13 protein-coding genes and 1 pseudogene are annotated in these 15403 nt (G+C 63.1%); 11 read left to right on the plus strand and 3 right to left on the minus strand.

Going from position 1 to position 15403, the window contains the following annotated elements; genetic code table 11:
• Window positions 1–109: 109 nt before the first annotated feature.
• Entirely contained in the window at window positions 110–892 is a 783-nt protein-coding gene (locus tag JTE92_RS20230; RefSeq protein WP_063238933.1) for a TSUP family transporter, read from the minus strand.
• Window positions 893–973: 81 nt separating this feature from the next.
• Here JTE92_RS20230 and chrA point away from each other — a divergent pair, with 81 nt between their 5' ends.
• The 3 genes and pseudogenes from chrA to JTE92_RS30485 form a co-directional block, all read left to right on the plus strand.
• Window positions 974–2179, plus strand: a complete 1206-nt coding sequence (gene chrA, locus JTE92_RS20235) for a chromate efflux transporter (RefSeq protein WP_063238932.1) — start codon at window positions 974–976, stop codon at window positions 2177–2179.
• Between the two features lie 9 nt (window positions 2180–2188).
• The gene (locus tag JTE92_RS20240; RefSeq protein WP_063238931.1) at window positions 2189–2494 is read left to right on the plus strand and encodes a PadR family transcriptional regulator; all 306 of its coding nucleotides are present in this window, start codon (window positions 2189–2191) and stop codon (window positions 2492–2494) included.
• Between the two features lie 194 nt (window positions 2495–2688).
• Window positions 2689–3223 (plus strand): annotated as a pseudogene (locus JTE92_RS30485) (ISKra4-like element ISBte1 family transposase); the annotation flags it as partial.
• Here JTE92_RS30485 and JTE92_RS30490 read toward each other — a convergent pair.
• A complete protein-coding gene (locus JTE92_RS30490; protein WP_232353354.1) occupies window positions 3210–3380 on the minus strand; it encodes a transposase in 171 nt (56 codons plus the stop codon). The pseudogene JTE92_RS30485 and the gene JTE92_RS30490 overlap by 14 nt on opposite strands.
• Between JTE92_RS30490 and JTE92_RS30495 the strand changes: the two genes are divergently transcribed.
• The 3 genes from JTE92_RS30495 to tnpC all read left to right on the plus strand — a co-directional run bounded on the left by JTE92_RS30495 (window position 3315) and on the right by tnpC (window position 7031).
• Window positions 3315–3479, plus strand: a complete 165-nt coding sequence (locus JTE92_RS30495; protein WP_232353380.1) for a hypothetical protein — start codon at window positions 3315–3317, stop codon at window positions 3477–3479. The two genes, JTE92_RS30490 and JTE92_RS30495, sit on opposite strands and share 66 nt — an antisense overlap.
• Window positions 3480–3694: 215 nt before the next feature.
• A complete protein-coding gene (locus JTE92_RS20255) occupies window positions 3695–6694 on the plus strand; it encodes a Tn3 family transposase (RefSeq protein ID WP_063238928.1) in 3000 nt (999 codons plus the stop codon).
• A complete protein-coding gene (tnpC, locus tag JTE92_RS20260; protein WP_063238927.1) occupies window positions 6687–7031 on the plus strand; it encodes a Tn3 family transposase post-transcriptional regulator TnpC in 345 nt (114 codons plus the stop codon). Before JTE92_RS20255 ends, tnpC begins: the two co-directional genes overlap by 8 nt.
• A 77-nt stretch (window positions 7032–7108) precedes the next feature.
• Here tnpC and JTE92_RS20265 read toward each other — a convergent pair whose 3' ends face one another.
• Window positions 7109–7534, minus strand: a complete 426-nt coding sequence (locus JTE92_RS20265) for a universal stress protein (protein WP_063238926.1) — start codon at window positions 7532–7534, stop codon at window positions 7109–7111.
• A gap of 464 nt (window positions 7535–7998) precedes the next feature.
• On the opposite strand from JTE92_RS20265, the gene kdpF reads away from it, so the two are divergent.
• The 5 genes from kdpF (at window position 7999) to JTE92_RS20290 (ending at window position 15396) form a co-directional block, all read left to right on the plus strand.
• Window positions 7999–8097, plus strand: a complete 99-nt coding sequence (gene kdpF / locus JTE92_RS20270) for a K(+)-transporting ATPase subunit F (RefSeq protein WP_084254566.1) — start codon at window positions 7999–8001, stop codon at window positions 8095–8097.
• A complete protein-coding gene (kdpA, locus tag JTE92_RS20275) occupies window positions 8094–9881 on the plus strand; it encodes a potassium-transporting ATPase subunit KdpA (protein WP_063238925.1) in 1788 nt (595 codons plus the stop codon). Before kdpF ends, kdpA begins: the two co-directional genes overlap by 4 nt.
• 10 nt (window positions 9882–9891) lie before the next feature.
• Window positions 9892–12009, plus strand: a complete 2118-nt coding sequence (gene kdpB / locus JTE92_RS20280; protein ID WP_371136930.1) for a potassium-transporting ATPase subunit KdpB — start codon at window positions 9892–9894, stop codon at window positions 12007–12009.
• A 55-nt stretch (window positions 12010–12064) separates the two neighbouring features.
• Window positions 12065–12634: a potassium-transporting ATPase subunit KdpC gene (gene kdpC / locus JTE92_RS20285; protein WP_063238924.1), complete on the plus strand. Its 570-nt coding sequence runs from the start codon at window positions 12065–12067 to the stop codon at window positions 12632–12634.
• An 80-nt stretch (window positions 12635–12714) separates the two neighbouring features.
• Window positions 12715–15396, plus strand: coding sequence for a DUF4118 domain-containing protein (locus JTE92_RS20290; RefSeq protein ID WP_063238923.1), 2682 nt, complete (start codon window positions 12715–12717; stop codon window positions 15394–15396).
• Window positions 15397–15403: the final 7 nt, after the last annotated feature.

Genomic DNA, 15403 nt, shown 5'->3' on the forward strand with positions numbered 1-15403 from the left:
GCCTTTGCGCCGAAAGCAGGTTCCGGCGCGTGTTGCCGAGGCATTGGCGCCATGGCTATTTGGGATCTTGCTGGATGCTCATAGACTTCCAGCCGAAGTCTGCAAGACCCTAGAGCAAGCCAAGAGCCAAGCCAGTACCTATGCTTAACATAGCTATTGCAACAATGAGTTGTACCGTGCGCAGCGTGACCTTCTGCAAGATGCGCTTGCCTACAAGAGCACCGATGAACGCGCAGATTGTTCCCACGACAACGGGTAATGCGAGTGTCTGAGCCTGTGAAAATTGGCCTGCAAGCATGAAGGTGCCGTACACCCCGAGGCGCACAGCGTCGACGATCACCGCCGAAACAACACCTGTCGCCACGAACGCATCTTTGGACAGGCCCGCCTTCAACAGGAACGCCGAACGCAACGCACCTTGGTTGCCCGATAACCCCCCGAAGAAGCCCGAGAGCGCCCCGCCAACAGGAAGCCAGCGCGCTGGAAGAGCGAGCGCTTGAAAGCGAGGGGATAGTTCAAGCAGTGCAAACAGCACGATCAAGCTGCCGATGACCGCTTTTACGGCGGTGATTTCAAAACCTGAGCCTGCGATGGTGTAGTGCCAGAGGGGCGGCAACTGATCGAAGAACGCGAGGGAGCGTGCGCCAAGGATTGCCGTCATGGCGGCGGGCACGCTGAATTTCACCACGACTGGCCAATCTGCCTGCCGGGCCATCAGCCCCAACTTAAAGAGGTTGCTGGCGAAATGCACCACGGCTGTTGCAGCGATGGCAAGCGACAACGGGAAAAACAGGGCGAACACCGGCATCAGGATCGTTCCCAAGCCGAAGCCAGAGAACAACGTCAGCCCGGATGTTAATAGGGCCACAACTCCGATCAGAACGAGTTCCATGATGGGATTGTTTCGTTATCGTATTTCGTTATCGAATTTCGATTATTATGGCTCAACTCTGCCACATAGCAAGATGTGACCATGACCGACATCACCATGACTGACCGCAGCCCTTGGACTGTTTTTCTGATTTTTCTCCGACTGGGCCTGACCTCTTTCGGCGGCCCAATTGCCCACCTAGGCTACTTTCGCGATGAGTTCGTGACGCGGCGGCAGTGGCTCACCGAACGAAGCTATGCGGATTTGGTCGCCCTCTGTCAGTTCCTTCCGGGCCCTGCCAGCAGTCAGGTCGGGATCGCGCTCGGGCTGTCCCGATCCGGCTATGCCGGGGCGTTGGCCGCCTGGGCGGGGTTCACGCTCCCATCAGCGATTGCCCTGATCCTGTTTGCACTGGGCATGGCTAGTTACGGGGATGCGATCCCGGCTGGCGTGCTGCATGGCTTGAAGGTGGTGGCCGTTGCAGTAGTTGCGCAAGCTGTATGGGGGATGGCTCGCAATCTTTGTCCAGACGCACCGCGCATCACCATCATGGCAGCGGCGACATGCCTTGTGCTTCTGGTGCCGTCCGCTTGGGGGCAGGTGGGGGTCATCGCCATTGCAGCGGTCATTGGCCTGTTGCTGTTCAAGCCTCAGCAGGGGCCAGCGCATGACCCGTTGCCGATTGCCATCACTCGTCGCGTTGGCTTGTTCTGGCTGACGCTATTCTTTGCCCTCCTGATGGGGTTGCCCTTGTTGACAACCTTGTTCCCGAATCAGGCGCTGTCGATGGTGGATGCCTTCTACCGTGCCGGGTCACTGGTCTTTGGTGGCGGGCATGTCGTGCTGCCCTTGCTGCAAGCCGAGGTCGTGCCGACTGGCTGGGTCAGCAATGACGCATTTCTGGCGGGTTACGGTGCTGCGCAGGCCGTCCCTGGCCCTCTGTTCACCTTCGCGGCTTTTCTCGGCGCTTCTATGAACCAGGCACCCACTGGCTGGCTCGGCGGCCTTATCTGCCTGCTGGCAATCTTCGCGCCATCCTTCCTGCTGGTCGTGGGAGCATTGCCGTTCTGGGAGCGCTTGCGTCGCAACCCCCGCACGCAAGCGGCGCTGTCTGGCATTAATGCGGCCGTGGTTGGCCTGCTGCTGGCTGCCCTCTATCAACCGGTATGGACGAGCGCGATTCACGCGCCAAACGATTTTGGTTTGGCCCTTGTGGCGCTCGTTGCCCTGATGTTCTGGAAGCTGCCGCCGTGGCTGGTTGTGGTCGGCAGTGGTGTTGCGGGCTGGTTGTTGAGCACGGTTCTGTGAGCTTCGGGAATGACAGACAAAGACCTTTATGGTGGCCTGATCCGTTTGCACATCCTCCACCACGCAGCCGAGGAACCCATCTTCGGCCTCGGCATCATCGAGGAGTTGCGACACCACGGTTACGAGATCAGCGCAGGAACTTTGTATCCAATGCTGCATGGCTTGGAAAAAAAGGGCTATCTCACTTCACGTCATGAGCGTACCGGCCGACGTGATCGGCGGGTTTACGAAATCACCGAGCAGGGCCTTATCGCGCTGAAGGATGCCAAGTCCAAGGTCAGGGAGCTTTTTGGAGAACTAATTGAAGGAACATGACGGAATAAGGTTGGTACGGTCGGTGACTCACGGCCTCATTGGTCTTTCATCTTGGCCGCATTGTTGACGTGGAACTGGGAGCGACCGACGGCATGATGCACTACCGTTTCCGCTGTGAGTACCAGCCCCCGTGGTCGTGCTCATCGTTCGTCGCCCCGACTGTGGCGACCTGCGACTGGAACCGAATCGGCGGTTTGTCGTATGGTCTGACGTCAACGTCCTGCAGGAAGGATTGCCGCTCGATCATGTACCGGCAGCCAGTTCGATCCCGCGCCAGGTCGCCAAGCTCGGTGGCCGGCTGGAAGCGGAGCAGGCCACCGACGCGCGGCAGCAGGCGGAGGTGGAGGCGAGCGTCCGCTCGCCCGAGATCCCAGAGCCCAGTCCGGTCGCGCGGTCGGCATTGACGGCGGCTACCTTCGGCGGGCCGGCCACCAGCGCCGCCAGGATGGCTGGTTTGAAGTGATCGTCGGGAAGTCCCTGCGGGATCAGGATGGCGGGCATAGTTTTGCCTACGGGCACAAGCTGGAGCGCCGACCGGCCGATCGCATGTGGAACTTCCTGCTACGAGAAGGTGTGCAATCCAGTCAGCCGGTCACCTTCCTGTCGGACGGCGGGGACACCGTCCGGTTTGCCCAACTTGGCTTTGGTGACCGCTGTGAGTACGTTCTCGATTGGTTCCACATCTCCATGCGGGTACAGAACCTCGAACAGATGATCAAGGGTCGGCCGGCACCCGTACGCACGGTGGTGTGGGAGGGGCCGGGCCGCGAGGCCCGCCCCTATCCCGATTACGCGGGCATAGGCCTGCCCAAGACACCAGATGGCCGGCATCGGAAAAGCGCGTCATGTCGCCGCCGATCTCCGCCAACAGGACTTGAGCGGTCAAGTCGCTAACCCCGGGGATCGTGGTCAGCACGCGGGCGCGCTGTCGGATCGGCGCCGGCGCTTTTCCCGCGACGGCATCGAGCTCGGCGAGCGTCAATGATATCCAGATGCAACTTGACCATCGTGCGTGTTCGGTAATGCGTCCGCGCAGGGCCAGAAATCGGGGTCATGCCAAGATGCGGGCAATCGGCTATCTTAAGTCATGGGGTTATATAGACAAGCAAAAACCTTCCGGTTGGTTATAACGCCGGTCTAGAATTTTGCCACCGTCCTCGGCTAGACTGGCTGGCCCTTCAGCGATTGCCGAGATCCTGTATGGCCACCGTCGAGCGTACCGCTTACCCGCGTTTCCCGAAGGTTTTCTCCACCAAGGAGCTACAGGCGTGCTACACGCCGGATGCCGAGGAACTGGAGTGGGCCACCCGCTCAACCCGCGGACAAGGTCCGCGACTTGGCTTGCTAGTGCTGCTGAAGGTCTTCCAGCAGCTGCATTACTTCCCCAACCTGGACAGCATTCCCGTCGTCGTGATCGACCAGGTGCGCGCCAGCGCTGGTCTGGCGCCAGATGCCGCGTTTGGCTATGACCGCAAGCTGTCCCCCACGCTGTACCGGCATTACACGGCAGTGCGCGAACTTCTCGGCGTCCAGCCCTATATTGGCACCGATGCCAACGAGGTAACGATCCGCGCCGCGCGCGAAGCCGCGGAAACGATGGACCAACAGGTGGACATCATCAACGCCACCATCGATGCGCTGATCCTGCACCAGATCGAACTGCCAGCGTTCTCCACCCTGGACAACATTGCCGAGCAGATTCACGCCCGCACGCAGACCGCCCTGTTTCGACGCGTCGCAAGGCGCTTGTCGGATGAGGAACGGCAGCGGCTGGACCGGCTTCTCACCCGGGAATTGACCAACCGCCTGACCGCCTACAACAACATCAAGCGCCACGCGCGCCGTCCATCACGCAAGCATCTCAACCTACTCATAGAACACCTGACCTTACTGGACGGTCTTGGCGATTTCTCACGCGCCATCGCCGGCGTGCCAGCCTCGAAGCTGCGCTCGCTGGCCAGCCAGGCCATGAGCCTGGACGCGGCCAATCTACGGGAGATCCTGCCGGAGAAGCGCTACACGCTGATCGTCGCCTTGCTCAACCATATGCGCGTGCGCACCCGCGACGATCTCGCCGAGATGTTCATCCGTCGCATGGGCGCCATCCACAAGCGGGCGCGCGACGAGATGGAGCGCATCCAGTCCCGTCAGCGCGCGCAGATGGAGAAGCTGGTCACCTTGCTCGACGGCGTGGTCGATATCGTCGCCGATGGCCAGGACGACGCGCTGATCGGCCGGCAGGTGCGCCGCTTCCTCGCGCCGTCCGGCGATCTGGAGCCGCTGCGCGAGAGCTGCGCCGAGGTGCGGGCCTTCAGCGGCAACAATTACCTACCGCTGCTATGGCGGCATTTCCGCGCGCACCGCTCCGTGATGCTGCGCCTGGCGCAGGTGCTGGAATGGGAGTCGACCAGCCAGTCGCGCACGCTGCTGGCGGCACTTGCGGTGGTGTTGGACAATGAATCCCTGCATCGCGAATGGATTGCCGCCGACGTCGATGTGAGCTTCGCCTCGGAACGCTGGCGCAAGCTGGTGCGCCGCTCCCACGACCAGGGCGCCCCCACCAACCGGCGCTACCTGGAACTGTGCGTGCTCTCGCATATGGTCAACGAGCTGCGTTCGGGCGACCTGTGCGTGGTGGGTTCCGACGCCTTCGCTGACTACCGGGTGCACCTGCTGCCCTGGCGCGAATGCGAACGGCGCCTGCCCGAATACTGCGCCAAGCTGGACATGCCGGCCAACGCGCAGGACTTCGTGTCGCATCTACGCCAGTGGCTGACCGACACGGCGCGTACGCTGGATGCCAGTTTTCCCGACAAGCGCCAGCACGTCACCATCGGCCAGGACGGCGAACCCGTGCTCAAGCGGACCATTGCCAGGGAGATCCCGGCCAGCGCGATCGCCCTGCAACAGGCGCTGCTCCGGCGCATGCCGACGCGCAATCTGCTGGACGTGCTGGCCAACATCGAGCACTGGACCCACTTCACGCGGCACTTCGGCCCGCTATCAGGTAGCGACCCGAAAATTCGCAATGCAGCCGAGCGCTACCTCCTGACGATTTTCGCGATGGGCTGCAACCTGGGGCCCACGCAGGCCGCCCGCCACATGGGGGATCGGGTCACGCCGCACATGATGTCGTTCGTCAACCGCCGGCATCTGAGCCTGGAGCGTCTCGAAACCGCGCAGCGGGAATTGATCGAGCTGTATCTGCGGCTCGACCTGCCCAAGCACTGGGGGGATGGCAAGACCGTCGCTGCTGACGGCACCCAGTACGACTTCTACGACAATAATCTGCTGGCCGGCTACCACTTCCGCTACCGGAAGATGGGCGCGGTGGCCTACCGGCACGTGGCCGACAACTACATCGCGGTATTCCGGCATTTCATTCCGCCCGGCGTGTGGGAAGCCATCTACGTGATCGAGGGTCTGCTCAAGGCTGGCTTGAGCGTCGAGGCCGATACCGTGCACGCCGACACCCAGGGCCAGTCGGCCGCGGTGTTCGCCTTCACTCATCTGCTGGGCATCAAGCTGATGCCGCGCATTCGCAACTGGCAGGATCTGAAGCTTTACCGTGCCGATGCCAACACCAAATACAAGCACATCGACCGGTTGTTCTCGGACACGGTCGACTGGGACCTGATCGCGTTCCACTGGCAGGACCTGATGCAGGTCGCGCTGTCGATCCAGGCCGGGACGATCTCGTCGCCGCTGCTGCTGCGCCGGTTCGGCTCGGAAAGCCGCCGCAATCGCCTGTTTCTGGCCGCGCAAGAACTCGGCAAGGTCGTGCGCACGGCGTTCCTGCTCGAATGGATCGGGAGCCGCGAGCTACGGCAGGAGATCACCGCCAGCACCAACAAGATCGAGTCCTACAATGGCTTTGCCAAATGGTTCTCATTTGGTGGCGATGTGCTGGCCGAGAACGACCCAGACGAGCAGCAGAAGCGCCTGCGCTACAACGACCTGATCGCCTCGGCCGTGATCCTGCAGAACACGGCGGACATGATGCAGGCCCTGCGCGCGATGGTGAAGGAAGGGATCCAGGTCGACGTGGCCGACATCGGCTTCCTGAGTCCCTACCTCACCAGCAATATCAAGCGCTTCGGCGACTATAAACTCAACCTGGAGCGGGTGCCGGAAGCCTGGATTCGCGACAGCCTCTTCGCGAGTCCCGCCCATTCCGTCCGCAAGCCTCGCCATGCCTGACATCGATACACCTTACGGCAAGGTCGACGCCGAGGCGCTGCAAGCGCTTCGGGACACGTTCGACACAACCACCATCCTGCGCGTGGTGGACCAACTCGATGCGATCCGCGCGCGTTGCTGTGAGCCAGCCGGACTGCGCGACGATCTGCTGCGCTTGCACGGCATGGCGCATACCGTGATCAATGGCGCCGCGTTGGCATATTCGACCACCGCCCCCAACCTCGTGGACCAGGCCGAAGACATCATTGAGGAACTGGATGACTGGGTCTTGCTGCTCAAGCGCGCCGTTCAAGCGCTGCGCCCCCTGGAGTCGCTTCGCCCCGGCGACGATGGTTGATCCAGTCTGGTCGCGCATCGGTCGAGATGGCGAGCGCGTTCGAGTAGGAATCGGAGCACTGACACTGTGCTGGCTTCTTACTTGACCAATGTGACCGGCACGGCTGACATCCGAATCAGCCTGTTCGAGAGTCTCCCAGCCACGAGCGTACCAATCAGCGAGCGTCCGGCCGTTCCCATCACGATGGCGTCGCACTGATTTGCCGCCGCGCATTGCGCAATCGTCCTGGCCACCGGCCCAACTTCGATCTGGGTCACATAATGCGCGCCGGCGTCATCCAGGATGCCTCGCGCCTTCCGCAAGGCAGCCTCGGCTTGCTTTCTTCCGATCTCGCGGAGTGCGGACACGGAGTGAAAGGCAATTGCACGGCCATGCTCAATTGGCCCCTGGACATTAAGCAACACAATGTCGGATACGCAGCGATCGAGAAACAGGTGTGCCGCATATCGCACAGCATCTAGCGCATGTTCGGAGCCGTTAACGGGAACCAGTAGCCTTAACATACTTCGCCATTCCTAGATTGCAGATCGGCGCATTTGACGCGCGGTCTCGGCGATCCGCCAGTTGAGCCTGCACCTTCATCGCAGAGGGTACTTTTGCCTTCGCTGGCATCATTTATAGGAATCGGTGCGCAAAGATTGCATAAAGAAAAGGCCGGCTTGTCAAAAGCAGCCTGTGGCAGCGCCGCGTAAATCCTGCTGACGTGCAGGATAGGCTACATCAAGGACTTGCCCGGCCGGATCCCAGCTAGCGAGACGGCTCCCGGGAGCGGCGTCGCGTCTTTACACAATCTTTATGTCGTAGGTCATGTTTTTGATACGGTCTTTACACCTGTTTTTCTACATTCCGTTTATCTCCTAGCGACGGAGCCATCTCGTGGACACGCTGGTCGGGCTATCGATCGCCGTCTTTGGCGCAGCGCTATGGGCGCTGATTGCCGGCTGCCGCCGGCTGGAGCGTCGATCCCATGAGCGCTGAGCTAATTTACTGGCTGGCGGGCGGCGTCACCATCGGCCTGTTCCTCTACCTGCTTTACGCGCTGTTTAACGCGGAGCACGTGGCATGAACACTTCCCCCTTCATCCAACTCGGCCTCTACCTGGTCGCGCTGTTCGCGCTGGCCTGGCCGCTAGGCCGCTACCTGACCGCCGTCATGGACGGCCGCCTGAGCGTCCGTTACCGCTGGCTCGGCGCCTTTGAGCGCGGCATCTGCAGGTCGATCGGCACCAGCGCCGATGAAGACATGCCGTGGTGGCGCTACGCCACGGCCATCGTGTTGTTCAATCTGCTCGGCGTGATCGCCGTCTATGCGTTGCAACGGTTGCAAGGCGGGCTGCCACTCAATCCGGCCGGCGTGGCCGCTGTAGAACCAGGCTCGGCCTTCAATACCGCTGTCTCCTTCACCACCAACACCAACTGGCAAGGCTATAGCGGCGAAAGCACCATGAGTTACCTGACTCAGATGCTGGCGCTGACGGTGCAAAACTTCGTTTCGGCTGCCACGGCGATTGCGGTGGTGGTGGCCATGGTTCGTGGCTTCGTGCGCCGCTCCGCCGACGGCATCGGCAATGCCTGGCTCGATCTCGGCCGCGCCACTGGCTACGTGTTGTTGCCGCTGTCCTTTTTGCTTGCCGTGTTCCTGGCCGGCCAGGGGGTGATCCAGAACTTTGACGCCTACCAGGATGTGAAGCTGATCGAGCCGGTCGCCTACCAGCAGCAAAAGCACGACGCCAACGGCAAGCCCATGGCCGACGCCGCCGGCAAGCCGGTGATGGAGACCCTGAGGGCCGGCAAGCAGACCATCGCCATGGGTCCAGTGGCCTCGCAGGAAGCGATCAAGATGGTGGGAACCAACGGTGGTGGCTTCTTCAACGCCAACTCGGCTCACCCCTATGAGAATCCGAACGGCGCCACCAATTTCGTCGAGATGCTGGCGATTTTGCTGATTCCGGCCGCACTGTGTTTCATGTTCGGCGCCATGGTCGGCGATATGCGCCAGGGCGTGGCGGTGGTCGCCGCGATGACGGTGATCTTCGTCGCCATGTTTGCCATGGTGCAGTGGTCCGAGATGCAGGCCAACCCGCTGCTGCCCCGTCTCGGCGTCGATGGCATGGCCGGCAACCTCGAAGGCAAGGAGACGCGTTTCGGCATCACCGCGTCCAGCCTGTTCGCCACCATCACGACGGCGGCGAGCTGCGGCGCGGTGAATTCGATGCATGACAGCCTGATGCCACTGGGCGGCCTTGCGCCGATGCTGCAAATGCAGCTTGGCGAAGTCGTATTCGGCGGCGTCGGCTCGGGCCTGTACGGCATGCTGGTATTCGCCATCCTGGCGGTGTTCCTGGCCGGCCTGATGATCGGCCGCACGCCGGAATACCTTGGCAAAAAGATCGAATCCTATGAAATGAAGATGGTGTCGGCTGCGATCCTGATCACCCCGCTCCTGGTGCTGGGCGGCACCGCGGTCTCGGTGCTAGCCAAGGATGGCCTCGCGGGCATCCTGAACCCGGGCGCGCACGGCTTCTCCGAAGTGCTGTACGCCTTTTCCTCCGCGGCCAATAACAATGGATCGGCCTTTGCCGGGCTGAGCGCAAACACGCCTTACTACAACCTCCTGCTGGCGCTGGCAATGTGGTTCGGCCGTTTCGTTCCCATCGTGGCCGTGCTTGCCATCGCCGGCAGCCTGGCCAGGAAGCCGCGGCTGGCGGTATCGAGCGGCACCATGCCGACCCATGGCGCGCTTTTTGTGCTGTTGCTGGTCGGCACGGTGATGATGGTCGGGGCGCTCACCTATATTCCAGCCCTGGCGTTGGGTCCCATGGTCGAACAGCTGCAACTGTTCGCGCATTAGGACACCGGACATGAACGATACGACAAAATCCGAACTGCACCCGCAGGCGGTCCACAAAGCTGGCGCCCACACCACGCTGACGCTGCCGTTGTTCGACCCGGCACTGGTCAAGCCGGCCATTGCGGAATCCTTTCGCAAGCTTTCGCCCCGCGCCCAGCTTCGTAACCCAGTGATGTTCGTGGTCTGGGTCGGTAGCGTGCTGACCACGCTGCTGGGCATCCAGGCCGTCTATGGCCAGGGGGAAGCGCCGGCCGGCTTTATCTTTGCCATCTCGGCCTGGCTGTGGTTCACGGTCCTGTTCGCCAATTTCGCCGAAGCGCTGGCCGAAGGCCGTGGCAAGGCGCAGGCCGCCACGCTGCGCCACAGCCGCAGGAACGTCATGGCAAAGAAGCTCGACCATCCCCGGCGCGAAGCCGAGATCACGGTGATCGACTCCGCCAGCCTGCGCCGGGGTGATCTTGTATTGATCGAGGCGGGTGAAATCGTGCCGGCCGACGCCGAGGTGTTGGAAGGTGTTGCCTCGGTGGACGAATCGGCCATCACTGGTGAATCGGCACCGGTCATCCGCGAATCCGGTGGCGACTTCTCTGCCATCACTGGCGGGACCCGCGTGTTGAGCGACTGGCTGATCGCACGCGTTACTGCCAACCCGGGCGAGGCTTTCCTTGACCGCATGATCGCTATGGTGGAAGGCGCCAAGCGCAAGAAGACGCCCAACGAGATTGCCCTGACCATCCTGCTGGTCGCGCTGACACTGGTGTTCCTGATGGCCACCGTTACGCTGCTGCCGTATTCGATGTATGGCGTGAACGCGGCGCAAAGCGGTAGCCCAGTCAGCATCACCGTGTTGGTCGCGCTACTGGTCTGCCTGATCCCGACCACTATCGGCGGCCTGCTCTCCGCCATCGGCGTGGCGGGAATGAGCCGCATGATGCAGGCCAACGTGATTGCGACCTCTGGCCGCGCGGTGGAGGCTGCTGGCGACGTTGACGTACTGTTGTTGGACAAAACCGGCACCATTACCCTTGGCAACCGCCAGGCCAGCGCGTTTCTGCCGGCACCGGGCGTGACCGAAAGCGAGCTCGCCGATGTCGCCCAGATGGCTTCGCTTGCCGACGAAACGCCGGAAGGTCGCTCCATCGTGGTGCTGGCCAAGGAGAAGTTCGCTCTGCGCGGGCGTGAGTTGCACGACGCCCACTTCATCCACTTCACCGCGCAGGCCCGGATGTCGGGCGTCAACATCGGCGAACGGCAGATCCGCAAGGGTTCAGCCGACGCCGTGAGGAGCCACGTGGAAGCCATGGGGGGCCAATACCAGCAAGGTGTGGCCGACCTGGTCGACCAGATTGGCCGCCGCGGCGGCACGCCCCTGGTGGTGGCCGATGGCCAGCGCGTGATGGGCGTGGTCGAATTGAAGGACATCGTCAAGGGCGGCATCAAGGAGCGCTTTGCCGAGCTGCGCGTGATGGGCATCAAGACGGTGATGATCACCGGCGATAACCGCCTGACCGCGGCCGCCATCGCCGCCGAGGCCGGTGTCGACGACTTCCTCGCCGAGGCCAGGCCGGAAGACAAGCTCAAGCTGATTCGCAGCCACCAGACCGAGGGCAGACTGGTGGCAATGACCGGCGACGGCACGAACGACGCTCCGGCGCTGGCGCAGGCAGACGTGGCGGTGGCCATGAACAGCGGGACGCAGGCTGCCAAGGAGGCCGGCAATATGGTCGACCTCGACAGTAACCCCACCAAGCTGATCGAGATCGTCGAAACCGGCAAGCAGATGCTGATGACGCGCGGCGCGCTGACCACCTTCTCGGTGGCCAATGACGTGGCCAAGTATTTCGCCATCATCCCGGCCGCGTTCGCGGTCACGTACCCGCAACTGAAGGTGCTGGACGTCATGCACCTGTATAGCCCGGCCTCGGCCATCCTGTCGGCGGTAATCTTCAATGCCGTTGTCATTATTGCCCTGATTCCGCTGGCGCTGAAGGGGGTGAAATATCGCGCGCTGGGCGCCGACGCGCTGTTGCGGCGCAACCTGCTGATCTACGGCCTGGGCGGCCTGGTTGTGCCATTCGTCGGTATCAAGCTGATCGACGTGGTGCTCGGACTTATCGGCGTCGCCTAGCCGGCGGGAAGCTCGCCAGATGAAGTGAAACAGGATTCAGCAAGGGGCTCTGATCATGAAAAATCTAGTTCGACCGGCCGTGTCGCTGTTCCTGCTGCTGAGCATCTTGACCGGCCTGGCGTATCCGGTGGCTATCACGGGCGTGGCCAGGCTGCTGTTCCCGCGTCAGGCGGCGGGCAGCCTGATCCAGCGTGGCAACGAGGTGGTCGGCAGCGAGCTGATCGGCCAGTCCTTCAGCGGCAAGGGCTACTTCTGGAGCCGCCCGTCGGCCACCGCGCCGATGCCGAACAACGCCGCGTCTTCCGGCGGTTCCAACCTGGGCCCGACCAATCCGGCCCTGGTCGACGCGGTCAAGGCTCGCGTCGACGCGGCCCGTGCCGCCCATCCGTACCAAACCGGACCGGTGCCGGCCGACCTGGTGACGGCGTCCGCCTCCGGTCTTGACCCACACATCTCGCCGGCGGCGGCCTACTATCAAGTGGATCGTGTCGCCAAGGCTCGCGGCATGCTCCCCGCCAAGGTCAGGCAGTTGGTCGACCAATATCGCGAGGGCCCGAGTTGGGGCATCTTTGGCGACAGCACCGTGAACGTGCTCAAATTGAATCTGGCGCTCGACAAGGCCTGACCCGCTCTCCCCCAAGGTCGGTGGAATGCGAGCTTTCAAGCCTTGCCGGGCGCGCCGTTTCGGGACCAGCTAGACTAGCTATGAACGCCGAACGCCCCGATCCTGACCGCCTGCTGGAAGCGATCAAGGAGGAAGAAGAGGCCGCCGCACGCGGCAAGCTGAAGATCTTCTTCGGTGCCTGCGCCGGCGTTGGCAAGACCTACGCCATGCTGCAGGCCAGCCGGCAGAAGCAGGCCGAGGGCGTGGACCTGGTCATCGGCGCGGTGGAAACGCACGGTCGGGCCGAGACCGCCGTGCTGCTCGACGGCGTGACCGTACTCCCGTCGCGCAAGATCACCTACCGCGACCGGCTCCTGCCCGAGTTCGATCTCGACGCCGCGCTGGCGCTGAAGCCCGCCCTGATCCTGGTAGACGAACTGGCGCACTCGAACGTCGAGGGTAGTCGCCACCAGAAGCGCTGGCAGGACGTGGAAGAGCTGCTGGCGGCCGGCATTGACGTCTACACGACGCTCAATGTGCAGCACCTCGAAAGCCTCAATGACGTGGTCGGATCGATCACCGGAATCCGAGTGCGCGAGACGGTACCCGACCGTGTGTTCGACGCGGCCGACGAAGTCACCCTGGTCGACCTGCCGCCTGACGAGCTCCTGATCCGGCTTGCTGCGGGCAAGGTCTATCTGGCCGATGCGGCCGACCGAGCGGCCAGGAATTTCTTCCGCAAGGGCAACCTGATCGCGCTGCGGGAGCTGGCACTGCGCCGCACCGCCGATCGGGTCGATGCGCAGATGCGGGCCTACCGCGCTGACCGGGCCATCTCCAGCGTCTGGCAGGCGAAGGAGCGCCTGGTGGTCTGTGTCGGCCCCGGCCAGAGTGGTGAAAGGCTGGTGCGTGCCGCCGCCCGGCTGGCGACCAAGCTGCAGGCCGACTGGATCGCCGCGTATGTCGAGACGCCGGCGCTGCAGCGACTGCCGCCCGCGGGCCGTGCGCTCGTACTGAGCGCGCTCAAGCTGGCTGAAGACATGGGCGCCGAGACTGCCACGCTGGCCGGCAGCGATGCCGCCGCCACGCTGGCAGCGTATGCCAAGAGCCGCAATGCCAGCAAGCTGGTGATTGGCCATCGGCTCATGCCCGGCTGGCGCCGCAAGCTGGTGCCGGGCCTGACCGACCGGCTGTCGGAACGGGCGGCCGAGCTGGATCTCTATCTGGTCGGCGTCGATGAAAGGGCGTTGCCGCCCGAGGAGCGGCGTGCCCCGCTTGGCCAACTGGACTGGCGCAGCTATGGTGCTGCCACTGCTATCGTGGCAGCCACCACGGTGGTGACGGCGGGCCTGCTGTCGGTGTTCGATCTGGCCAATGTGGTGATGGTGTTCCTGCTTGCGGTGGTCGGGATCTCCATCCGCTATGGGCGTGGCCCCGGTGCGCTCGCTGCCATGTTGTCGGTGCTGGCCTTCGATTTCTTCTTCGTCCCGCCTAAGCTGACCCTCACGGTCAACGACACCCAATACTTCTTCACCTTTGCCCTGATGCTGGTGGTGGCCCTGGTGATCGGCCAGTTGGCTGCCCAATTACGATTCGAGGCCAAGATCGCACGCCTGCGCGAACGGCGCGCCGGCGAACTGGCCGCGCTGGCGCAGCAGCTCTCGGCCGCCTTGACCACTGAGCAGATCGTTGGCATCGCGATCGACCGGATCGACGCGATCTTCCGGGCCAAATCGGCCGTGCTGCTGCCCGACAGCCAGGAGCGGGTACGCGAACCGCATGAGGCGAGCGAGGCGGCCTCGCTGGCGCTCACCGATAACAGCGTGGCGCAGTGGGTTTACGACCACCAGCAAGCGGCCGGCCAGGGCACCAATACGCTCCCCTCGGCGCCGGCGCAGTACCTGCCGCTGAAGGCGCCGATCCGCACCCGCGGCGTGCTGGTCATCCAGCCAGCCGACGTCGCGCTGTTTGATACGCCCGAGGACATGCGTTTGCTCGACGCCTGCGCCGCGCAGATCGCGCTGGCACTGGAGCGGGTGCACTTTGTCGAGGTGGCACAGGACGCATTGGTCAATATGGAGCACGAACGACTGCGCAACAGCCTGCTAGCCGCCGTCTCGCACGACTTGCGCACCCCGCTGACGGCGCTGGTGGGACTGGCCGATACGTTGACACGGAACGGGCTGACCGCCGAAGTCAGGCGGGAACTGACGGTTGATATGCGGGAGAAGGCCAAGGCTACCGCTGAACTCGTGGGCAAGCTTCTGGATATGGCGCGACTGCAGTCCGGCGCGGTCAAGCCCAAGCGCGATTGGCAGTCGCTGGAGGAGGTGCTCGGTTCGGCGCGGCGCCAACTGGATCCAATGCTGGCTACTCACCGTGTCAGTAGCCGGCTCCCGCCTGATCTGCCGCTATGCGAATTCGATCCCGTCCTGATTGAACGGGTACTGGTGAATCTGTTGGAAAACGCCGCCAAGTACACCCCGCCGGGGACTGAAGTGGTGGTTTCGGCCACGGCTGGCGATGACACCCTTCGCGTGGCCGTCGATGACAACGGCCCCGGCTTGCCGGCCGGACGCGAGGAAAAGCTGTTCGGCAAGTTCGAGCGGGGCGAAAGCGAATCGGCCCAGCCCGGCGTTGGTCTCGGCCTTGCCATTTGCCGCGCCATCGTCGAGGCTCACGGTGGCCACATACACGCCGAGCGACGGAGCGAGGGCGGCGCCCGCTTCGTCTTCACGCTACCGCTCGGCACTCCGCCAGCCATCGTCGAAGTCGAGTCTTGAATCAGCC

The sequence above is a fragment of the Cupriavidus oxalaticus genome, from assembly GCF_016894385.1.
In the GTDB taxonomy this organism is placed as follows: Bacteria; Pseudomonadota; Gammaproteobacteria; order Burkholderiales; family Burkholderiaceae; genus Cupriavidus; species Cupriavidus oxalaticus.